1 pseudogene is annotated in these 215 nt (G+C 27.0%); it reads left to right on the top strand.

Annotated elements, in window-relative coordinates:
* Positions 1 to 215 (top strand): annotated as a pseudogene (locus tag ADF68_RS11315) (Rgg/GadR/MutR family transcriptional regulator); the annotation flags it as partial.

The raw sequence follows: 215 nt of genomic DNA on the forward strand, positions 1-215 counted from the left end.
TTTTAGATAAATTACATATAACTTTGGATGAATTTATTATTCTTCATGACAATAATTCTACTAGAACTGGATCATTCGCTAACTTGGTGCAATATATTCGAAAACACTACTCCACAAAAAATTTTGATAGTATTATTGAATTACTATCAAAATCTTCAAGTTATAACTTGGGTCCTTATGAAAAGACAATGGTAAAATCGATTCTCTATACAACA

Origin of the sequence: Streptococcus pseudopneumoniae (assembly GCF_001068775.1) — a bacterium.
Classification (GTDB): Bacteria; Bacillota; Bacilli; order Lactobacillales; family Streptococcaceae; genus Streptococcus; species Streptococcus pseudopneumoniae_N.